Annotated in this window: 14 protein-coding genes and 1 other RNA gene; 7 read left to right on the top strand and 8 right to left on the bottom strand. The window is 56.1% G+C overall.

The genetic code is table 11. The annotated features are described in order from the left end of the window. Nucleotides 1-23: 23 nt before the first annotated feature. Entirely contained in the window at nucleotides 24-431 is a 408-nt protein-coding gene (gene fur / locus ABRP31_RS03140) for a ferric iron uptake transcriptional regulator (RefSeq protein ID WP_087266767.1), read from the bottom strand. 98 nt (nucleotides 432-529) lie between these two features. Between fur and ABRP31_RS03135 the strand changes: the two genes are divergently transcribed. Beyond that, entirely contained in the window at nucleotides 530-1,039 is a 510-nt protein-coding gene (locus ABRP31_RS03135) for an outer membrane protein assembly factor BamE (protein ID WP_349971370.1), read from the top strand. Between the two features lie 69 nt (nucleotides 1,040-1,108). Here ABRP31_RS03135 and ABRP31_RS03130 read toward each other — a convergent pair whose 3' ends face one another. Both ABRP31_RS03130 and ABRP31_RS03125 read right to left on the bottom strand, forming a co-directional pair. Next, nucleotides 1,109-1,420, bottom strand: coding sequence for an RnfH family protein (locus ABRP31_RS03130; RefSeq protein ID WP_349971371.1), 312 nt, complete (start codon nucleotides 1,418-1,420; stop codon nucleotides 1,109-1,111). After that, complete coding sequence (locus ABRP31_RS03125) at nucleotides 1,413-1,847, bottom strand: type II toxin-antitoxin system RatA family toxin (protein WP_087266770.1); 435 nt, start codon at nucleotides 1,845-1,847, stop codon at nucleotides 1,413-1,415. Before ABRP31_RS03125 ends, ABRP31_RS03130 begins: the two co-directional genes overlap by 8 nt. Before the next feature lie 329 nt (nucleotides 1,848-2,176). Between ABRP31_RS03125 and smpB the strand changes: the two genes are divergently transcribed. After that, entirely contained in the window at nucleotides 2,177-2,659 is a 483-nt protein-coding gene (gene smpB, locus ABRP31_RS03120; RefSeq protein WP_027901440.1) for an SsrA-binding protein SmpB, read from the top strand. 154 nt (nucleotides 2,660-2,813) lie between these two features. Here the strand turns inward: smpB and ABRP31_RS03115 are convergent, their stop codons facing one another. After that, a complete protein-coding gene (locus tag ABRP31_RS03115) occupies nucleotides 2,814-3,581 on the bottom strand; it encodes a GntR family transcriptional regulator (RefSeq protein ID WP_349971372.1) in 768 nt (255 codons plus the stop codon). 408 nt (nucleotides 3,582-3,989) lie between these two features. Here ABRP31_RS03115 and ABRP31_RS03110 point away from each other — a divergent pair, with 408 nt between their 5' ends. From ABRP31_RS03110 to ssrA, 5 genes are all read left to right on the top strand, one after another. Beyond that, nucleotides 3,990-5,681, top strand: coding sequence for a lactate permease LctP family transporter (locus ABRP31_RS03110; RefSeq protein WP_349971373.1), 1,692 nt, complete (start codon nucleotides 3,990-3,992; stop codon nucleotides 5,679-5,681). Between the two features lie 63 nt (nucleotides 5,682-5,744). Next, entirely contained in the window at nucleotides 5,745-6,890 is a 1,146-nt protein-coding gene (gene lldD, locus ABRP31_RS03105; RefSeq protein WP_349971374.1) for an FMN-dependent L-lactate dehydrogenase LldD, read from the top strand. A gap of 90 nt (nucleotides 6,891-6,980) precedes the next feature. Further along, a complete protein-coding gene (locus tag ABRP31_RS03100) occupies nucleotides 6,981-9,791 on the top strand; it encodes an FAD-binding and (Fe-S)-binding domain-containing protein (protein WP_349971376.1) in 2,811 nt (936 codons plus the stop codon). A gap of 213 nt (nucleotides 9,792-10,004) precedes the next feature. Beyond that, nucleotides 10,005-10,289, top strand: a complete 285-nt coding sequence (locus ABRP31_RS03095; RefSeq protein ID WP_349971377.1) for a hypothetical protein — start codon at nucleotides 10,005-10,007, stop codon at nucleotides 10,287-10,289. A gap of 110 nt (nucleotides 10,290-10,399) precedes the next feature. Continuing rightward, nucleotides 10,400-10,788, top strand: a transfer-messenger RNA (tmRNA) gene (gene ssrA / locus ABRP31_RS03090). A gap of 122 nt (nucleotides 10,789-10,910) precedes the next feature. On the opposite strand, the gene ABRP31_RS03085 is transcribed toward ssrA, so the two are convergent. The 4 genes from ABRP31_RS03085 to ABRP31_RS03070 are packed head-to-tail and all read right to left on the bottom strand — an operon-like array spanning nucleotide 10,911 to nucleotide 18,169. After that, on the bottom strand, nucleotides 10,911-14,033 hold the full coding sequence (locus ABRP31_RS03085) for a type I restriction endonuclease subunit R (protein WP_349971378.1): 3,123 nt from the start codon (nucleotides 14,031-14,033) through the stop codon (nucleotides 10,911-10,913). After that, entirely contained in the window at nucleotides 14,030-15,082 is a 1,053-nt protein-coding gene (locus ABRP31_RS03080) for a PDDEXK nuclease domain-containing protein (protein ID WP_349971379.1), read from the bottom strand. The genes ABRP31_RS03085 and ABRP31_RS03080 overlap by 4 nt, the downstream gene beginning before the upstream one ends. Continuing rightward, on the bottom strand, nucleotides 15,079-16,446 hold the full coding sequence (locus ABRP31_RS03075) for a restriction endonuclease subunit S (RefSeq protein ID WP_349971380.1): 1,368 nt from the start codon (nucleotides 16,444-16,446) through the stop codon (nucleotides 15,079-15,081). The genes ABRP31_RS03080 and ABRP31_RS03075 overlap by 4 nt, the downstream gene beginning before the upstream one ends. Next, nucleotides 16,436-18,169, bottom strand: a complete 1,734-nt coding sequence (locus ABRP31_RS03070; protein ID WP_349971381.1) for a class I SAM-dependent DNA methyltransferase — start codon at nucleotides 18,167-18,169, stop codon at nucleotides 16,436-16,438. Before ABRP31_RS03070 ends, ABRP31_RS03075 begins: the two co-directional genes overlap by 11 nt. Nucleotides 18,170-18,398: the final 229 nt, after the last annotated feature.

Here is an 18,398-nt window from a genome sequence, read left to right as displayed (position 1 = left end):
TTGCTGATTGCATCAAAAAAGACTTAAGCCTTTTTCATGCGCACATAGAGCACCAAGTTGTGATCCACCAACTCGAAGCCGTGCCGCTCGACAATCGCTTTCTGAAGCTTTTCGATTTCTTCGTCGAAGAACTCGATCACTTCTCCGGATTCCACGTTGACCATATGGTCGTGGTGGCCGCCGTCAGCCAGTTCGAATACCGCATGTCCACCGTCGAAATTGTGGCGAACCACTAATCCGGCCGCTTCGAATTGGGTCAGTACACGGTAAACCGTGGCCAGTCCGACGTCCTCGCTAGCTTCCATCAGTGCCTTGTAAACATCCTCGGCACTCATGTGGCGCTGCTCGGCGGAATCGAGCATCTGTAGTATTTTGACCCGTGGCAGGGTCACTTTAAGTCCGGCTTTTCGTAGTTCGCTATTTTCAACCATGGTCAGCTTTCTCGCAGACGCTGCTTCGCAGCTTCTCTTAATGCAGGTATGATCGGGGTTTACGTTGTCCCAGCCAAGATAGTGGAAGTCGCCCACCGATGCAAAACACCAAGCTCCTGCTAACCAGTTTCACCCTTGTGGGACTGCTCGCACTCGCCGGTTGTTCATTCCCCGGGGTTTACAAAATCGACATCCAGCAAGGCAATGTCGTCACGCAGGACATGATAGACCAGTTAAGGCCGGGAATGACCCGACGGCAAGTACGGTTTATCATGGGCAACCCCCTGCTGACCGATACTTTCCATGCTGATCGCTGGGATTACCTGTACAGCCTGCAGCCTGGTGGCGGTGAACGTCAGCAAGAGCGCGTATCGCTGATCTTCAATGGCAATGACCAATTGGTCAGCCTGTCCGGCGACTTCATGCCGGGCGTGAGCCGCGATGAAGCCATTCTTGGCAACGACGGCAGCTCAACTGCTACGCCAGAGCAGCCTAAAGAAGAACCTGCCAAGCCAGGCTCGCTGCTGGATCAGATCCAGAAAGACGTCGACAAAGTCGAGACCGTCCCTGTTCCGACCCAGGAACCACTGGAAGTCTCGCCGCAGTAAAAGCATTACTGCAGCAACAAAAAAGCCCGGCATGCCGGGCTTTTTGCTGTCTGCGTATCGCCAAAGAGGCTAAAGCCCGCTGTCTTTTCTGGCCTTCGCGGCTTTGGCAGCGCGCAACCGACGAATCTCCTTGGGGTCAGCCAAAAGCGGGCGATATATCTCAATCCGGTCGCCCTGCTCGACTATGCGCTCCTGACTTACAGCCTTGCCGAAAATCCCTACAGGGCACTGCGTCAGGTCCAGCTCGGGAAACTCGTTGCCAAACCCTGAAATCAGCAGTGCCTGCTGAACAGTCGAGCCTGCTGGAACCTCAACGGCACGCAACAGCTGTCGATCTACTCCAGCGTGCACCACCTCGATCGTTAGCATCGCTTCAGCCATGCAACTCTTTCGCTCGCTGACAGAACGCGTCCACTAGCGTATTAGCCGCCTGATTGAACAACGGCCCAAGCGTGGCGCGAACGATGGGGCCAGCGTAATCAAACGACAGGTCTAGGCTGATCTTGCAGGCTTTCTCGCCCAGCGCCTTGAACGTCCAGACGCCATGCAGCTGCTCAAACGGCCCTTCGACCAGATCCATTACGATGGACTGCCCAGGCACCAGCGTGTTTTTCGTAACAAAATGCTGGCTCAAACCGCCCTTGGCGATTTCCAGGCTGGCGCGCATGTGCTCCTCACTCACCTCCAGCACTTTAGCGTCAGAGCACCAAGGCAAGAATTCGGAGTAGCGCTCTACATCATTGACCAGGTCATAGAGAGCCTTGGCCGGATAGGGCAAAAGAGCGGAACGTTGAATATGCGTAGTCATGTCAGCGTCAATTCCAAAGCTGTGCGGCAAGTACATCAAGGATGCCGAACGGCGCCACATAGCGCATCAAAAAAACGTCAAAGCAAGGAGCGCCAAGGCCCGTCACCCAACCTGCGGATACTGCAAACACACGTCACCTTGGTGAACAGCGTGATGAACAAATCGACCTGGAGAGCCAGCATCGGTTCGAATGAAATATTAGTCACCTGTGCTTCAGGACCAGAAATACTCGCCTGAAGCAGCGCGCATTGTCCGGGATTCAATCAACGCGCTCAAGCATGCAGCTTCCCGTAGCCGACATTGAAGCGAGTCCCTATAATGCGTCGCCTATGGCTAAGCTCAAGAAACACCCTACAGGGACCATCGCGCAAAATAAAAAAGCGCGTCACGATTACTTCATCGAACACAAGTTCGAGGCCGGTCTGGTCCTGGCTGGCTGGGAAGTAAAAAGTCTGCGTGCCAACAAGGTACAGCTGGTCGACAGTTATGTGCTGCTCAAAGATGGTGAGGCCTGGCTGATGGGTAGCCACATCTCGCCGTTGACGACTGCCAGCACGCACGTCATCGCTGACCCGACACGTACCCGCAAACTGCTGCTCAACCAGCGTGAGCTTGAAAAGCTGACGTCATCGGTTCAGCAGAAAGGCTATGCCTGCGTGGCTCTTTCCCTTTACTGGAAGCAGCACTTGATCAAGTGCGAAATTGCTCTGGGTAAAGGCAAGAAGGAATACGACAAGCGCCACACCGAGCGTGAGCGCGATTCCGATCGCGAGCTGCAACGTGCCGTGCGGACTAAGGGCAAGGATGATTAGGCTTAGCGCCTGACTTCTCCTGTCCCAAGGCTAGAACTGTAGGAGCGAATTTATTCGCGAGGACGTCGGTACAGTCGCTGCACATGCATCGACTGAACATCGCTCTCCCGGCTAAAGCCGTCCTACATGTTCAGCATATGCATACCCAATCCGCTCACATCCCGTTACGCCGCTCCGCCCGAGCCGTGCGTTGCGCCTGCTGCCGCACTTCTTCCAGCACTTCCTGCACGTACAGCAAATGGCGACTGGATATATCACGCGCATCGTCCGCGCGCCCTTCGATAATGGCTGTGTATAACTCCCGGTGCTGACTGATCAGCATGTCGCGGGTTTCGCTGCGCTGTTTGTACATCCCGCCAATGTTGATCACCACGTTGCGTTTGAGCAGATCAAACAACCCGCGAATGGTGTGCAGCAAAATGGCGTTATGACTCGCTTCGGCGATAGCCATATGAAAGCTCGCATCTGCTGCGCCCTCCTCCGCCCGGCTAACTTCGCCTACCCGCGTGTAGCAATCCTGCAAAGTGTCGAACGCTAACCGCAGACGCTCGCGATCCACATCCGTGGCGCGCATCGCCGCGTAGTAGGCGCAAGACGCTTCAAGCGTGTGACGAAACTCCAGCAAGTCGCGCTGCGCATCCGGGCTGCTTTCCAGCAGATGCAGCAGCGGATCGCTGAACGTCGAGCCAATGTTCTCCACTACATAATTGCCGCCGCCCTGACGGCTGATCAACAGGCCTTTCGCGGTCAGCTTCTGGATCGCTTCGCGCAAGGAAGGCCGGGAAACACCAAATTGCTCAGCAAGGGCCCGCTCGGCAGGCAAGCGCCCGCCCGACTTGAGCGTGCCCTCAAGAATCATTCGTTCAAGCTGCTCGACAATATCGTCGGACAAACGGCGCTGACGCACCTGATCAAAGCCCATCACTCTCACTCCACTTCCCCGATCGTGTTACCGGGCGCGCGTATTCTGGCTGATTGCCGCTTTTCAAGCACCCGCCAGATAGCGCCCAAAAAGCCATATCAGCGGCTCATTTCACAGGGCCTCCTACGAAAGTCGCAACACGGCAAATTGACACATCAATAGCAAGGCTTCTACGCTAGCGACTAGACATTGTAAATTGGTATTACCAATTACCCAATGCCAGTATCAGTAGCTACTCTCTACTGCGCTGCAAGAACCTTTCAAGATGATGAAAGGCTTGAACTGGTGAGCTGTGCGATTCGTTCGTCAGCGTCGGCAGGACGTCCACTACCCTGGGCGTCAGACCGAAGCCTCGCACGTAAGACACGGAATACCGGGCCTATCCAAAAACAATTAGGGGCCTCCCATATGCAAACCTGGCAACAGCTCTATACACCCTTGGGCAGTCTTGGCCTTTCGGCCGCCGCTGCACTCATACCCATCGTGTTTTTCTTTCTGGCATTGGCCGTCTTCAGGCTCAAAGGGCACATCGCTGGCAGCATTACGCTGGCGTTATCGGTGCTGGTCGCGATCTTCGTGTTCCAGATGCCGGCTGACATGGCACTCGCGGCCGCCGGATACGGGTTTGCCTATGGGCTGTGGCCCATCGCATGGATCATCGTGGCTGCGGTGTTCCTCTACAAACTGACCGTCAAAAGCGGGCAGTTCGAGATCATCCGCAGCTCCGTCATGTCCATCACCGATGACCAGCGCATCCAGGTGCTGTTGATCGCGTTTTGTTTTGGAGCGTTTCTAGAGGGTGCAGCAGGATTCGGCGCACCAGTGGCAATTACCGCTGCGTTGCTAGTCGGCCTTGGCCTTAACCCGCTTTATGCGGCGGGCCTCTGCCTGATTGCCAACACCGCGCCGGTGGCTTTCGGCGCACTGGGCATTCCGGTGATTGTGGCGGGGCAAGTATCGGGCATCGACCCGTTCAAGATTGGCGCGATGGCGGGGCGGCAATTGCCGTTCCTGTCAGTGTTCGTGCCGTTCTGGCTGATGTTCATGATGGATGGCGTCAAGGGCGTTAAAGAAACCTGGCCCGCCGCGCTGGTCGCAGGCGTGAGCTTTGGGGTTACCCAGTACCTGACCTCCAACTACATTGGCCCGGAACTGCCGGACATCACCTCGGCACTGGTGAGCATGGTCGCCCTGACCTTCTTCCTGAAAGTCTGGCAGCCCAAAAAAGCGGGCGAAACCGTCGTCAGCAGTTCGGGCGGCGCAGCCGTGATGGGCAGCCCCGGCGGTTTTGGTCAGCCACGCACCTCAGTCAAATCGCCCTACACCATGGGCCAAATCATCAAGGCCTGGTCGCCGTTCCTGATTCTCACCGTGATGGTCACCATCTGGACACTGAAGCCCTTCAAGGCAATGTTCCTCGCCGGTGGTGCCTTGCAGGCGTGGACGATGAACATCCCGATTCCGTACCTCGACCAACTGGTGATGAAGACCGCACCAATCGTCGCCAAGGCGACAGCTATGCCTGCGGTGTACAAGTTCGATCTGATCGCGGCATCGGGCACGGCGATTCTGTTCTCCGCCATCCTGGCGATGATCGTGTTGCGGATCACCCCAAGCACCGGTCTGACCACTTTCAAGGAAACCCTGAAAGAACTGCGCTGGGCCATCGTGTCCATCGGCATGGTGCTGGCTTTTGCCTTCGTCATGAACTACTCGGGCATGTCCTCGACTCTTGCCCTGGTATTGGCCGGGACCGGCGCGGCCTTCCCGTTCTTCTCGCCATTCCTGGGTTGGCTGGGCGTGTTCCTGACCGGTTCGGACACCTCGTCCAACGCGCTCTTCGGCTCGTTGCAAGCGACCACCGCGCATCAGGTGGGCGTCAGTGATGTGCTGATGGTCGCCGCCAACTCCACGGGCGGCGTTACGGGCAAGATGATTTCCCCGCAGTCCATCGCCGTTGCCTGCGCAGCGACCGGATTGGTCGGCAAGGAGTCCGACCTGTTCCGTTTCACCCTCAAGCACAGCATTTTCTTTGCCACGATTATTGGCTGCATGACCTACGCGCAGGCGTACTGGTTCACCGGCATGCTGGTGCACTGATGAAACAAGCGCCGGGCGCATTGAGCGCGCCCGGCTGCCCACCCACTCAAGTTGTGAGAGCCCATGATTATTTCCGCTTCCACTGACTACCGCGCCGCAGCGCAACGTAAGCTGCCGCCATTCCTATTTCACTACGCCGACGGTGGCGCTTACGCCGAGCACACCTTGCGCCACAACGTCTCGGACCTCGCCGGCATTGCTCTGCGCCAACGCGTGCTGAAGAACATGTCCGAACTGAGCCTGGAAACCTCGCTGTTCGGCGAAACCATGAGCATGCCCATGGCGCTCGCGCCCATCGGCCTGTGTGGCATGTATGCCCGGCGCGGCGAAGTACAAGCAGCGCGCGCGGCGGCCGCCAAAGGCATTCCGTTCACCTTGTCCACGGTGTCCGTCTGCCCGATAGAAGAAGTCGCCCCGGCCATCGACCGCCCCATCTGGTTTCAGCTCTACGTGCTCAAGGACCGCGGTTTCATGCGCAACGCCCTTGAGCGTGCTAAAGCCGCCGGAGTCAAAACGCTGGTGTTCACCGTCGACATGCCGGTGCCCGGTGCACGCTACCGTGACGCACACCACGGCATGAGCGGAGCCAACGGCCCGATGCGCCGGGTCTTGCAAGCCATGACCCATCCGCAATGGGCATGGGACGTCGGCATCAACGGCCGCCCGCACGACTTGGGCAACATCTCGACCTACCGTGGTAACCCCACCGGCCTTGCCGACTACATTGGCTGGCTAGGCAACAACTTCGATCCGTCTATTTCCTGGAAGGACCTGGAATGGATCCGCGACACTTGGGACGGCCCGATGCTCATCAAAGGCATTCTGGACCCGGAAGACGCTCGCGACGCGGTGAAATTCGGTGCCGACGGCATCATTGTGTCCAACCATGGCGGCCGTCAGCTCGACGGTGTGTTGTCCAGCGCTCGCGCCCTGCCCGCCATCGCTGACGCCGTGAAAGGTGATTTGAAGATCCTCGCCGATTCCGGCATTCGCAGCGGACTGGATGTGGTGCGAATGATTGCCCTGGGTGCCGATGCCGTACTGATCGGCCGCGCGTTCATTTACGCCTTGGCCACCCACGGCGAGGCAGGCGTGAAAAACCTGCTCGACCTGTTCGAAAAGGAAATGCGCGTGGCCATGGTGCTGACCGGGGCCAAATCCATCAGCGAGATTTCCCGCGACTCGCTGGTTCGTGAACTGGGCGTCTGAGCTCATGTATCAAAACGCACGCGGCACGCCAGATGCCGCGGCGTCGCTAATCCTGAAAACCTGAGCCCCTGACTGCCTGAGGAAGACCGCATGAGCCTGCCCGCCTCCTTCCTGACCGAAGCCCACCGCCTGATCCCTGCCGATCGCCGCTTCGACGATCCACTTTCAACGCTGGCCTATGGCACCGACGCGAGTTTTTACCGGCTGATCCCCAAGCTGGTGATCCGCGTTGAATCCGAAGATGAAGTGGTCGCCTTGCTCAAACTGGCCCAGCGCGAAAACGTCCCGGTGACCTTTCGCGCCGCAGGCACCAGCCTCTCCGGCCAGGCCATCAGCGATTCAGTGTTGTTGATACTGGGCGACAACTGGAACGGCCGCGAAGTGCGCGAGCACGGCACGCAAATCCGCCTGCAACCGGGCGTGATCGGCGCACAGGCCAACGTCTGGCTAGCGCCATTTGGTCGCAAGATCGGCCCAGATCCGGCGTCCATCAACGCCTGCAAGATCGGCGGCATCGTTGCCAACAACGCCAGTGGCATGTGCTGCGGCACCGCGCAAAATACTTACCACACGCTGGCGGGTATTCGCGTGGTAATGGCCGACGGCACCCGCATCGATACTGAAGACCCAAACAGCGTTGCAGCCTTTCGCGTCAGCCATGCCGACCTGCTGGAACAGCTCGCCAGACTGAGCCGCGAAACCCGCGCCAACACCGAACTGGCCGCGAAGATCCGCCATAAATACCGCCTGAAAAACACCACCGGCCTGTCGCTCAACGCACTCGTGGACTTCGATGAACCGCTGGATATCCTCAGCCACTTATTGGTTGGTTCCGAGGGCACGTTAGGCTTTATCAGTGCAGTGACCTACGACACCGTCGTCGACCATCCCAACAAGGCGTCGGCACTGATTGTCTTCCCGGATGTGGAAACCTGCTGCAACGCCGTCACCGTCCTGAAAAGCCAGCCCGTGGCCGCCGTCGAACTGCTTGACCGACGCAGCATGCGCTCGGTACAGGACAAACCCGGCATGCCCGCTTTCGTCCGTGAACTGTCGGCAAACGCCTGCGCGTTGCTGATAGAAGCACGCGCTGCGTCCAGGCCGTTGCTGCACGAACAACTGGCGCAGATCATGGCCTCGCTGGCGTCTTTTCCCGTGGAGAAACAGGTCGACTTCACCGAAGATCCGCTGGAAAACGCGCGCCTGTGGGCCATCCGCAAAGACACCTTCCCCGCCGTCGGCGCAGTCCGACAGACCGGCACCACGGTGATCATCGAAGACGTGACCTTCCCCGTCGAACAACTGGCCATCGGCGTGCGCCGCCTGATCGCGCTGTTCGACAAACACCATTACGACGAAGCGATTCTGTTCGGCCACGCCCTGGAAGGTAATCTGCACTTCGTGTTCACCCAGGGCTTCAACAACCCAGAGGAAGTCGCCCGCTATCAGGCGTTCATGGAAGACGTCGCGCAACTGGTGGCTGTGGAATTCGGCGGTTCGCTCAAGGCCGAACACGGCACCGGCCGCAACATGGCGCCCTTCGTGGAACTGGAGTGGGGCCACGACGCCTATCAATTGATGTGGCAACTCAAACGGCTGCTCGACCCCAACGGCATTCTCAATCCCGACGTGGTGCTGAGCACCGATCCGCAGATCCACCTCAAGCACCTGAAACCGCTGCCCGCTGCTGATGAGATCGTCGACAAATGCATCGAATGCGGTTTCTGCGAACCGGTCTGCCCTTCGAAAGGCCTGACCCTCAGCCCACGCCAACGCATCGTGATCTGGCGCGATATTCAGGCGCGCAAACGTGCGGGTATCAACACCGACGAACTGGAAAAGGCTTACCACTATCAAGGCATCGAAACCTGCGCCGCCACCGGCCTGTGCGCACAACGCTGCCCGGTCGGCATCAATACCGGCGAGCTGATCAAAAAACTGCGCAGCCAGGAGGCCAGTCACGCGCAGGCTGCAGGCTGGATGGCCAATCATTTCAACACCATGCTGCAAGGCGCGCGTTTCACCCTGCACGCCGCCAATGGCGCACGCATGCTGCTCGGTGCGCCGCGTCTCGCCAAAATTTCCGCCGCGCTGAGCAAAGCCTCCGCAGGGCGCGTGCCGCAATGGTTCCCGGCCATGCCGCAACCCGAACAAGCGATACGTTTCACAACGCCCGTTGAAGATCAGCGCCCGCGAGTGGTTTACCTCGCAGCGTGCGTATCCCGGGTCATGGGCCCGGCTGCGGGTGACAAAGAACAGATGTCGCTATTGGATAAAACCCGTGGCCTTCTCGAAAAAGCAGGCTACCAAGTGGTGTTCCCCGAAGATCAGGACAACCTGTGCTGTGGCCAGCCTTTTGCGTCAAAAGGTTACAACGAGCAGGCCGATAGCAAACGTGAGCAGCTACTGGCGGCGCTCGGCAAAGCCAGCCGCGGCGGGCTCGATCCGATCTATTGTGACACCAGCCCCTGCACCTTGCGTCTTGTGGAAAACCTCAAAGACACCCGCCTGGCCCTCTACGATCCCGTGCGCTTCATCCGCACGCACCTGCTCGACAAACTGACCTTCACGCCTCAGCAAGAACCGATCGCCGTACACGTCACCTGCAGCACGCAGCATCTGGGCGAAAGCCAGGCGCTGATCGAGCTGGCGCGCCTGTGCAGCATCAACGTGGTCATCCCGGAAGGCATCCATTGTTGCGGCTTCGCGGGGGATAAAGGCTTCACCACCCCGGAGCTGAACGCACACTCACTGCGCACGCTTAAAGACGCGGTCCAGCACTGCAACGAAGGCATCTCCACCAGTCGAACCTGCGAGATTGGACTGTCACAACATGGCGGTATCGATTACCACGGACTGGTCTATCTGGTAGATCGCGTCACACAGGCCAAAATTGCCTGATCGCGACCTGGCAGCGGCAATCGCCCCATTTTGGTGCCCTTATCGCGAAATATGGCTTTTTCACATGAGTATGAAAAAAAATAGAACCCCTGCGTTTGTGAACAGTCAGTTCTGTAAGCCCGCCAATTCTGTAGTCGGGCTTACTCACAGACCTCGGCTACAGGCCTCATCGACCGGCCACACCGAGTCCACAGGCTTAAAAGGAGATACACAATGAAGCGCACAGCACTCACTGGATTGTTCCTCACCGCCGCCCTGTTGGGTTCCCCGGCATTTGCCGCCGATGACCTTTGCGGTGCCAACCTGCAGACTCTAAAGGATGCGAACACTTCGTCCGCTACCAACCTGTCGGCTGACACCAAAGCTGAAATCGAAAAAACTCACGAAGCCGCCCTGAAAGCAAAAGACGCTGGCGACGATAAAACCTGCATCGAGCTGACTACTCAGACCCTTACAAAGCTGAAAAATACCGGCTCGGGCAGCGAAGGCGCCAAGTAATCCGCGCTACGGCCAGCCCCGATGCTGGCCGAAACCCGGATGCGTCAGAAGGTCGACGCGAGAGACTCATTGGAGTACACTCCGCGACCTGACTGCGAAAGCAGTCACCTGGGGCCGATTAGGATTCGACGCCGGTGATGAAACTTTAGGTGCATGCCGACTTGGTAACAGAAGTCGTAAATCCACTGTTGCAACTTTCTATAGTTGCCAATGACGATAACTACGGTGCTCAACTAGCTGCGTAAGCAGCCTAGCCCGCACTTCTGGTAGCTTCGGCTCCAGCAATCATTAGGGGATGTCTGTAAACCCGAAGTGATTGTCATATAGAACAGAATCGCCGTGCAGTACGCTGTGGACGAATCGGCTAAAACTTACACAGCTCGCCCAAAGCACCCTGCCCGTCGGGTCGCTGAGGGTTAACTTAATAGACACGGCTAAGCATGTAGGACCGACAGCGGAGTACTGGCGGACGGGGGTTCAAATCCCCCCGGCTCCACCAAATCAAGAAGAAGACGCCTTAGGGCGTCTTTTTTGTCGGTGGGATTCTGTGAATGCTAGTGTTTCAGGGCGAACACATCATTCCTATCGAATATGCATAACCTGCGGCGGGCCGAGCTTCTGTTAGAGCCACCCTTCACACAGCATTGCTGCTTGGTCGAGAATCGTCTGCGCTGCATCCTCTGCCTTATCCGGTGGATATTTGTATTTACGCAAAATCCGTCGCACCAGAATCCGCAGCTTAGCCCTCACGCTTTCACGGCTACTCCAGTCGACACTGACATTGGCCCGCAGACTAGCAGTGAGCTCATGGGCAATTTTCGCCAGGATTTCATCACCCAACTCCCGCACAGAGGCTTCGTTAGTCGCCAAAGCGTCGTAAAACGCTAATTCGTCATCGTTCAGCCCAAGCACGTCACCACGCTTGCTGGCCTGGGCGAACTTTTTGGCCATTTCAATCAGCTCTTCAATGACCTGCGCCGTTTCGATGGAGCGGTTCTGGTAGCGCTTGATGACGTTGCCCAGCAGCTCAGAAAACTTCTTCTCTTGAGTCAGATTAGAGCTGTAACGGCTTTTTATTTCGCCTTCAAGCAGTCGCTCCAGAAGCTCCACTGCCAGGTTTCTTTCTGGAAGGTTGCGCACCTCTGCGAGAAACGCGTCATCGAGCAAGCCGATGTTAGGTTTTTCAAGGCCCACCGCCTCGAAAATATCCACAACATCACCAGAGACCACTGCATTACCGATGATCTGTCGAATAGCTAGCTCGCGCTCTTCGTCGGTTTTTTTCTGCTGACTGACTTCGCGCTTGATCAGAATGACCTTAATAGCCTGAAAGAACGCCACCTCTTCGCGAACAGCTTTGGCCTCATCCAGCGTGCAGCACAAAGTAAATGCCTTACCCATGGCCAACGCGTTATCAGCAAACCGCTTTTTGCCATCTTCCATTCCCAGGATATGGTTAGCTGCGCCGGCCAGTAGTTTGTGTCCTCCCGTGAGGAAGTCACCGTAATCGAAGCCATGTAGCAGGCTGCGTAAAACGTCGAGTTTCTCCTCTAATACCGAATAAGCCTCGTAGGCATCCACCGTCGGCCGGCCTTTACCTTTGCTGCCGGTGTACTCCTTCAGCGCGGCCTTAAGTTCATTGGCAATGCCGATGTAGTCCACCACCAGGCCACCCTGTTTGTCCTTGAAGACACGGTTAACCCGGGCAATGGCTTGCATCAGGTTGTGGCCCTTCATGGGTTTGTCCACGTACAAGGTATGGACGCACGGTGCGTCAAAACCGGTCAGCCACATATCGCGGACAATCACGAGCTTGAGGGGATCCAGTGGATCTTTGAAACGCTTCTCCAAGCGTTTTTTGACCTGTCCAGAATAGATATGCGGTCGCAGCAAAGCCTTATCCGATGCGCTGCCCGTCATCACGATCTTGATCGCACCTTTCTCGGGATCCTCGTCATGCCACTCAGGACGCCGAGCGATGATTTCGTCGTACAGGTGCACACAGATCTCGCGACTCATGGCGACCACCATGGCTTTGCCGGGCATCTGCTCCACACTGACCAACCCCAGGTTACGCGCCTCAAAGTGCGTAATTAGATCCGACGCAATACTCTGAATCCGTGGTTCTGCCCCGACGACCTTTTCCAATGCGGCCCAACGGCTTTTCAGTCGCGACTGCTGGTCGTCTTCTTCGTCTTCTGCCAACTCGTCGACCTGATCGTCGATCGTAGGTAGCTCGCTTTCTTTCAGCGAGAGTTTAGCTAGGCGCGATTCATAATAGATGGCGACGGTCGCACCATCTTCAGTGGCCTGCTGCATGTCATAGACGTGAATGTACTCACCAAAAACCGAACGAGTGTCGCGATCCTCACCGGATACTGGGGTACCAGTAAAAGCTACGAAGGTGGCGTTCGGCAGCGCGTTACGCAGGTGATGAGCAAAGCCAACCTGATAACGTGCTTTGCTCTCAGCAGCCTGAAGCCCCATGGGTACTTTCAGCTCAGCATTAAAACCATATTGAGTGCGATGAGCCTCATCGGCGATAACAACAATGTTGGGCCGCAACGACAGTACCGGGAAGCGGTCCTCATCAACTCCAGGCATAAACTTCTGGATGGTCGCGAACACAATACCGCCACTAGGACGGTTAGCCAGCTTGGCACGCAAGTCCCCACGCGATTCCACCTGTACGGGTTGCTCACGCAGCAAATCCTGGGACAGCGAGAACACCCCGAATAACTGCCCATCCAAATCGTTGCGGTCAGTGATCACCACAATGGTCGGGTTTTCCATCGCAGCTTCCTGCATCACCCGAGCAGCAAAACACGTCATGGTGATGCTTTTACCCGAACCTTGCGTATGCCAGACCACCCCGCCCTTATGACTACCGCCGGGACGCGATGCTTTCACTACCTGCTGGATGGCCGCGCGAACGGCGTGGAACTGGTGATAGCCGGCAATTTTCTTTACCAGACGGCCGTCATCTTCGAACAAAACGAAGTAACGCAAGTAGTCGAGCAACATCTTTGGAGCCAGAGCACCGCGTACTAATGTCTCCAGCTCATTGAAATGCCCCAATGGGTCGAGATCCTGGCCGTCGATAGTCCGCCAGTTCATGAAGCGCTCGAGATCAGCCGACAATGAACCCATTCGGGCTTCACTACCGTCGGAAATAACCAGGACTTCGTTATATTGGAACAGGTCCGGAATCTGCTCTTTATAGGTCTGGATTTGGTCGAAAGCTTTACCCAAGTCGGCCTTCATATCTGCCGGGTTTTTCAATTCGAGCAATGCCAACGGCAACCCGTTAACAAACAAGATGATGTCCGGGCGCCGAGTGTGCTTCGGCCCCAGGATACTGAACTGATTGACCGCCACCCAGTCATTGGCTTTCACATCAGCCCAATCAATCACGCGAACGAAGTCGCCTCGGGTTTCTCCGTCTTTTTGATATTGCACGGGTACGCCGCTGACCAGCAGGCGATGGAACAAGCGGTTAGCCGACAACTGCACCGGCAGTCCCAACTCTAGCATCTGCTTTAACGCATCTTCACGCGCAGCTACTGGGACCTTTGGATTGAGCCTCGCCATGACATTGCGCAGGCGCTCGGCAAGCACCACCTGGCGATAGTTTTCACGCTCAGGTTGCTCGCCATCATGAGCGATATTCGGCCCATACAAATGGGTGTAACCCACTTCTGCCAGCCAACCGAGGGTTTCCTGCTCCAACTGGTCTTCGGTCATCCCAATTCACTTCCTGTGTCCAGATCACCGGCCAACTCGGCCTCAATCTCGGCAATACTCGGCAGATTTCGGCCCAAGGTTTCGGGCAAGTCGCGCAGCAATTGGTATTCCGCAACACCGATGGGCTTATCGATGCCAGACAACGCATACTCGGCGACCAAGCGATTTTGCTGCTTGCACAGCAGCAGCCCAATAGTGGGTTTGTCATCCTCGGCTTTGATCTGCGCATCCACTGCTGCCAGATAAAAATTCAACTGGCCAGCGTGTTCGGGTTTGAACGCAGTAGCTTTGAGCTCTACCACTACATAACACTTCAGACGGGTGTGGTAGAACAGCAAATCAATAAAGAACTCATCACCGCCCACATCCAGACGAAACTGGCGGCCGACAAAAGCAAAGCCTGCGCCTAGTTCCAGCAAGAAACGAGTGATATGCCGGATCAGTCCATCTTCAATATCACGTTCGTGGGCGTCGTCGCCCAAGCCGAGAAAGTCGAACAGGTAGGGATCTTTCAGGGTTTCGTGAGCCAAGGCTGACTCTGCAGCCGGTAAACGTGCAACAAAGTTGGTGACTGCCGCGCCCTGACGTTGCTGCAAGCGGTTCTTGATATTCTGCTCCAGCGTGCTGCGTGACCAACCGAGCAAGACGGTTTGCTGAGCATACCACTCACGCTCGGCAGGGCTGGCCAGCTTGGTCAGCAGGGTTACCACATGGAACCAAGGCAATTGGGCAGCAGGCTGCTGCCCAAATAGACCATTGGGGCAATGCTGAGCAAAAAACGCCATGTACTTAAGGTTACGGCTGGAAAAACCACGGATATCGGGAAAGGCATCGGAAAGGTCGCGCGCCAATCGCTTAATGACTTTCGCGCCCCAAGCGTTAACCTGCTGACGTTGCCTGATTTCCGCTCCGATTCGATGATACAGCTGCACCAACTCTGCGTTGACAGCCAGTGCAGCACGTTGCCGAGATTGAGCAATATCGACTTTAAGTTGAGTCAGCCAGTCGGCGTAGCCTTCGGGCAGTGCGGAAATCGTTTCTTTGCTCATGCACAACTATCCTTAACCAGCAACTCAGCGTCCGGTAGACGTAGTTGGCCGGAGATCAGGCGCGGAAGCAGGGTGTCGCGGAGTTGGGTGAGGGTTTGAGCTGTGGCGTTACTCTCGGAGATGCGTTCATCCAAGACACTAACCACTCGCTCGAATGAGGCAAGGACTTCATCCGCTGGCAATAGAATAGGCACCGCCGAAAGAATTCCAGTATTCAAATTTGGCATCGTCGCACCAACCGCATGCTGTGTTAACCACTGCTTTGTCTGCCGCAAATCTAGCGAACGAGAGAGATAGCCCGACACGTTCCGTAGCGCGCCTGGACGCACAAGGAGACAACCTGTCCCGCAGAGCCAGCCGAGTTCTACGTAACCAATAAGTGCGTGCTTTTCTACATCGCCTCGCCGACTGAATACGATATCGCCACCACGAAGCTTATGCCTTGACAGGCGATCAGCATCTTTAGGAAGAATCCTTGCTGCAGTAGTGGCGTCGACTCGCCGACCAGATATGTCTTTCGGCATAACGACAGGTACACCTTCAGCTACGTAGTCCGAGGCATGAAGCTGGCTGCCGAACGGTCCAGTCTGAATCACTCCGCCATTGAGTTCGCAGATAGCCCCCAGCGTGCTCATTTTCCACCCCCTCGGTACCTCCGCCTGCCCGGACTCTTCAAAGCTGTCTGGAAACAATGCAGCCGTAGCCGCACCCATACCCTCTGGTTCAAGTCCTTCAGCCTTGGCGCGCACCGGGTCAAAATTGACGAACCAGGATTGAAACAGCGCCTGGGCGATGTCTTCTAAGGTGGCATTGGTTTCGCGCAGCAAAGTAATTCTATTGTCGAGGGCCGAAAGAGCCTCAGCTATAGCCCTCTGAGTGTTCAACGGGGGTAGCGGAAACTGGTAGGTACAAATTCGATCAGGTGATGTATGTTTAACCGTGGATCCTGTGGCACCCGATACAACCCATTGACGATAGTCATTAGTCCGCATGAGGTAATGCAGAAAATCTTTGTGTACCTGTGCCACTGACTTTATCAATACACGACCAACTCGTTGATTATGTAGCCAAGTCGTGCCTCGGGTCTCAGGAACTATAGCGGAAAATCCCAGCGTATCGGCCGCCTTGCTCAAATCAGTCATCGTGACGATTAAATCGCCTTGACTAAGGACGTAATCAGAGAAAATAGGGCCACTGTAGTACTTCCCTTTCCCAAGTTGGAAGCCACCACCAACTGCAAAGTTTCCTGGAGTTGTTAGCTGAAAAGGTGATGGCTCATCAGAAAAAAATTCACCTTTGAAGGCAAAGCCATGCTTCACAGTGATTAAATCACTGAGCGGAGTGATAGGCCACTCAGAACTCATATCCCAGCCCCCCCAACTTCTGCCGGATCAACTGGTCAAGTTCCGCGCCCTTGGCTATCTGCTCACCCAACAGAGCAGTGAGGTTGATCATCTTGTCGGTAAAAGCCTCATCATCATTTTCGACGGCCTCAGCACCGACATAGCGACCCGGAGTCAGTACATGGCCATGTTCAGCAATCTCGGCAAGCCTCACGCTGCGGCAGAAGCCAGGAATATCGATATATTCCGAAACATCACCATCAACATCTAGCGGAACCCCACGCCAGTTAGCAACTGTCTGAGCAATACGTTCAATATCACTGTCTAGGAGTTCAATCTGAACCCGACTAATATTGGTACCTAACTTGCGTGCATCAATAAACAGGACTTCACCGGGGCGAGCGACTTTCTGTTTGGTCAAGAACCACAAACAAGCGGGAATTTGGGTGTTAAAAAACAACTGGCTAGGTAGCGCGACCATCACTTCCACTACGTCAGCCTCTACCATGGCACGGCGAATATTGCCTTCTGTGTTTTGGCTAGAGCTCATCGAACCATTAGCCAGGACGATGCCGGCACGACCACTCGACTTGAGGTGGAACAGCATATGCTGCAGCCATGCATAGTTAGCGTTGCCTTGGGGTGGCGTACCGTATACCCAGCGAGGGTCTCCTTCGAGACTACCGTGCCACCAATCGCTGATATTGAACGGCGGGTTCGCCAGAACGAAGTCGGCGCGCAGGTCTGAATGTTGGTTACGGATAAACGTATCGGCAGGTTCGCGGCCGAGGTTGAAGTCGATGCCACGGATGGCCAGGTTCATCGCCGCCAGACGCCAGGTGGTCGGGTTAGACTCTTGGCCGTAGATAGAGACGTCGCCGAGTTTACCGCCGTGAGCTTCGATGAACTTTTCCGACTGGACGAACATGCCGCCCGAACCGCAGCAGGGGTCGTAGACCTTGCCATGGTGCGGATTGAGCACCGCAACCAGGGTTTTAACAATGCTCGCTGGGGTATAGAACTGCCCGCCCTTCTTGCCTTCGGCGCTTGCGAATTGGCCAAGAAAGTATTCATAGACCTGGCCGAGCAGATCGCGAGCCTGATTGGCATCACCACCGAAACCAATGATAGAGATCAAGTCGACCAGCTCACCGAGCTTACCGTCAGGCAGTTGGGCACGAGCGTAGCGCTTATCAAGGATGTTTTTCAGGCTTGAGTTTTCTGCCTCGATGGCAGACAGGGCCTCGTCGATGCGCTTGCCAATATCTACCTGTTTCGCAGCAGCACGTATTGACTCCCAGCGCGCTACTTCCGGCACCCAGAACACATTCACTTCTTTGTAGTAGTCGCGTTCTTCCAGCTCTTTAGCCAGCAGATCAGCGTCTTCGCTGCCGAGATAATAGTCGTCGCCGGGATCCGCAAAACGACGTTCCAGCTCGACGCGGCGCCCAGCAAAGCTGTCAGATATGTACTTCAGGAAGATCAGACCAAGGACGATGTGCTTGTACTCAGCAGCATCCATGTTGGCGCGCATCTTGTCAGCAGTCGCCCATAGCGTTTTTTGCAGGTCCTGCAGGTTGTTACTGGTGGAGACGGCAGCGGTCTTACGACCGGGCTTTTTCTTTACCGACTCAGGCTCAGGGGTGACAGGGCTTTCGCTCGACGAAAAACGAGCACGTGCCTGATTGAGCGCCTCTTCAGCAAGACTGCTGGCGGTCTGCTCGGCACCGTTTTGATCCGTCATGGACTACTTCCTACATTTGACGCAGATGAGTTGCGTGTAAAAATTGAAAACCTAACCACAGAGGTTTGGGCGAAGATTGCCCGCATGATAACGGGTCGCCAACTGTTTCGTCTGAGTTGATACGACCAATAAAACGCTCGCTACCTAGCAAGGCAGGCAGTGCCCCGAATCTGGGGGCACAATGAGCGTTCAGGCTCACGTAAAACCTGTCGGTCGCCTGCTAAAAAAG

The organism is Pseudomonas caspiana (genome assembly GCF_040224095.2).
Lineage (GTDB): Bacteria > Pseudomonadota > Gammaproteobacteria > Pseudomonadales > Pseudomonadaceae > Aquipseudomonas > Aquipseudomonas caspiana.
Note: the sequence above shows the minus strand (reverse complement) of the source record. Positions and strands in the feature narration are given on the sequence as shown.

Bases quoted from the DNA above. Each gene is read 5' to 3' on its own strand.
- ABRP31_RS03080 (WP_349971379.1), bottom strand. From the start codon at position 15,082: ATGAGCAAAGAAACGATTTCCGCACTGCCCGAAGGCTACGCCGACTGG.
- ABRP31_RS03135 (WP_349971370.1), top strand. From the start codon at position 530: ATGCAAAACACCAAGCTCCTGCTAACCAGTTTCACCCTTGTGGGACTG.
- ABRP31_RS03115 (WP_349971372.1), bottom strand. From the start codon at position 3,581: ATGGGCTTTGATCAGGTGCGTCAGCGCCGTTTGTCCGACGATATTGTC.
- ABRP31_RS03075 (WP_349971380.1), bottom strand. From the start codon at position 16,446: ATGAGTTCTGAGTGGCCTATCACTCCGCTCAGTGATTTAATCACTGTG.
- lldD (WP_349971374.1), top strand. From the start codon at position 5,745: ATGATTATTTCCGCTTCCACTGACTACCGCGCCGCAGCGCAACGTAAG.
- ABRP31_RS03070 (WP_349971381.1), bottom strand. From the start codon at position 18,169: ATGACGGATCAAAACGGTGCCGAGCAGACCGCCAGCAGTCTTGCTGAA.
- ABRP31_RS03110 (WP_349971373.1), top strand. From the start codon at position 3,990: ATGCAAACCTGGCAACAGCTCTATACACCCTTGGGCAGTCTTGGCCTT.
- ABRP31_RS03085 (WP_349971378.1), bottom strand. From the start codon at position 14,033: ATGACCGAAGACCAGTTGGAGCAGGAAACCCTCGGTTGGCTGGCAGAA.
- ABRP31_RS03095 (WP_349971377.1), top strand. From the start codon at position 10,005: ATGAAGCGCACAGCACTCACTGGATTGTTCCTCACCGCCGCCCTGTTG.
- ABRP31_RS03100 (WP_349971376.1), top strand. From the start codon at position 6,981: ATGAGCCTGCCCGCCTCCTTCCTGACCGAAGCCCACCGCCTGATCCCT.
- ABRP31_RS03125 (WP_087266770.1), bottom strand. From the start codon at position 1,847: ATGACTACGCATATTCAACGTTCCGCTCTTTTGCCCTATCCGGCCAAG.
- smpB (WP_027901440.1), top strand. From the start codon at position 2,177: ATGGCTAAGCTCAAGAAACACCCTACAGGGACCATCGCGCAAAATAAA.
- ABRP31_RS03130 (WP_349971371.1), bottom strand. From the start codon at position 1,420: ATGGCTGAAGCGATGCTAACGATCGAGGTGGTGCACGCTGGAGTAGAT.
- fur (WP_087266767.1), bottom strand. From the start codon at position 431: ATGGTTGAAAATAGCGAACTACGAAAAGCCGGACTTAAAGTGACCCTG.